The sequence below is a fragment of the Allobosea sp. genome, assembly GCF_030694325.1.
In the GTDB taxonomy this organism is placed as follows: Bacteria; Pseudomonadota; Alphaproteobacteria; order Rhizobiales; family Beijerinckiaceae; genus Allobosea.
In genome coordinates this window covers 1-2395 of the sequence record NZ_JAUXYO010000310.1, presented here as the reverse complement: position 1 = coordinate 2395, position 2395 = coordinate 1, and the positions used below count along the sequence as shown (strand labels likewise).

Genomic DNA, 2395 nt, shown 5'->3' with positions numbered 1-2395 from the left:
CGCGTGCTTGAAATCGGTATGGGCGATCCAGACATCGCGGCGCGCGTTGATCCCGGCGACGTTGGACAGGATGCGGCCGCGCGCATCGGCGATGAGCTGCGTCACGTCGATCAGCATGCCGTTATACTGCAGCAGCGCTTCGTCCTGGATGATCTTGCGCAGAGGCAGCACATTGTTGATGTACTGCCGGGCGATGTCATAGGTGCCGCGATAGCTGACATAGGCCTCGCGCGCCTCGGAACGTACGTTCACGGCCTTTTCGGCCAGACGGTTCGCAGCCTGCATGTAGGTCTGCTCGGCCAGAGCCACCTTGCTTTGCCCGAAATCGAAAATCGGGATCTCGATCTCGAGTTCAAGGGTGCGGCTACGGCTCGTCTCGCGCTCGACATCTCCGTCGGGCAGGACGCTGCGGCCACGGTCATAGGTGCGTCGGCCCAGCAAATCGATGTCGTTCACAAACCGGGTCGCGTGGGTCAGACCAAGCGACTTGGCCAGGAGGGCAAGCTCGCCCCGCGCAATCTGGATGTCGACGCGCTTGCGCAGTGCCTCCGCTTCGACCGCCTTGGCCGACTGCAGGCGCGGCAGCGAGGGTAACGATGCCGGCATACGGAATTTGAGGTCGTTGCCCCAAAGGCCAAGCTGCCGAACCAGCCGTTCGCGCTCCTGGCGCTGCTGGAGACGAGCTTGGGCGAGCTGGGCGCCGAGCTCGGCGTCGAAGGCGAACTCCCGCGCCTGATCGAGCTTGTTGATGCCGCCGGATTCGCCAAGGCGTTTGAACAGTTCCGTTGCAGCGTCAGTCGATGACTTTGCCTGCTCGTAAAAGCCAACCTGTGCGTTCGCTGCAACGGAGCGGTAATATTGCTTGCGCGTGTCGGCGGCGAGCTTCAGCACCGCCTCAGCCGCGCGCAGCTGCGCGTTCTGGAAGCGGTCGCGGGCCACGTCGGCGCGCGCCGGCCAGGTCGCCAAGGCGAACAGGCTTCCGACGATCTGCCGCTCGATCTCAACCTCAAACCGGCCCGATAGCTTCGAAATGCCGAAGCGCGGATTGGGCGGCAGGCTGGCAGCGACCATCTGGGCTTCGGCGATGCCGAGCTCGTTGAAAGCCGCCTGGAGACCACGGTTATTCAGGAGCGCGATCTGGACCGCGCTGTCAGCCGTCAACGGCTTCTTCAGGAGCTGATCGACCCGGGCCTTGGCGCTGCCGGCAACTGCGTCGTCGGAGATCTTGACGACGTCCTTGTTCAGCTCCGTATAAGCGATAGCCTGCGCGGTGCCGACGCCGCCATCGGCCGAGAAGGTCGCGCAACCTCCAAGAAGCACAGCAACGCCAGCCAGAAGCGCGAAGCGGCGGATGGCAATGGTCGAAACTCGATGAAAAGATTGCGAGGCAGGAGTCATAGCAGTCACTGTTGAGGCCCTACTCTACGGTTCAGCTCGCGCCAATTCTTCGGGTCGGTCGGGCGCACCGAGGTGAGGCCGGCGGTGACGCTCTGATAGCCGACGGCCGGGACACGAGCGCTCGGATCGGCCGGTCGAGCCAGATGGACCGGAACTGGAGCGACTGAGCAGGCCCCCAGAGCGAGCGCTAAGAAAGCGGTGAAAGCAAATTTTCCGGCCATCGCGATTCGTTCGACCCCAAAGCCTCGATGCAGTTTGGTAGCAACGGCGACGAAGGCTGTCCGTTACAAATTGTTGCAATGCCGATCGCGCCTAGCCGGCACAACGGAGCTATATTGTCGATCTGCCCGCCGGCCATACGGTGAGGCAGGCCCGCTGGCGCCGCTCGAAAGATGCTCGTGACAAATACCCCGACCGCCTCCGCAGCTGACGACCACGGCCATGTGCTTGTGGTCGATGACGACCCGCAGATACGCGTACTGGTTGCCCGATTCCTGCAGCGTCACGGCTACAAAGTGACGGGCGCGCCCGACGGACGCGTCATGCTTGATGTCCTGAGACAGGCAGACATCGATCTCATTATTCTCGACCTGATGCTGCCTGGACGTTCGGGCTTCGATCTTTGTGGTGATGTTCGCGCCACCTCGCAGGTTCCGATCGTGATGCTGACGGCGCGCAGCGAGGAGAGCGACCGCATCATTGGACTGGAGGCTGGCGCCGACGACTACATCACCAAGCCATTCAGCCCGCGAGAGCTTTTGGCGCGAGTTCGCGCGGTGCTCAGACGTTCACGCACCATGCGCAGAGCAGGAGACGGGCGCGCGAGCGAGTTCGTCGTCTTCGACGGCTGGAGGATGGATTTGCGGCGTCGCGAGCTGGTTTCGCCCTCCGGCACGCTCGTCGATCTATCGACTGGCGAGTTCGACCTGATGGTCGCCTTCATCGAACACGCCAACCGGGTTTTGTCGCGCGAGGCCTTGATGCAGTTCGCCAAGAC

General features: G+C 63.0%; 2 protein-coding genes. One reads left to right on the top strand and one right to left on the bottom strand.

Going from position 1 to position 2395, the window contains the following annotated elements:
* Positions 1-1398: TolC family protein (locus Q8M82_RS20055; RefSeq protein WP_305693061.1), on the bottom strand; the 1398-nt coding region annotated here is incomplete at its 3' end.
* 392 nt (positions 1399-1790) lie between these two features.
* Between Q8M82_RS20055 and Q8M82_RS20050 the strand changes: the two genes are divergently transcribed.
* Positions 1791-2395 (top strand): response regulator transcription factor (locus Q8M82_RS20050; protein ID WP_305693060.1); only part of this gene is annotated, 605 nt, incomplete at its 3' end.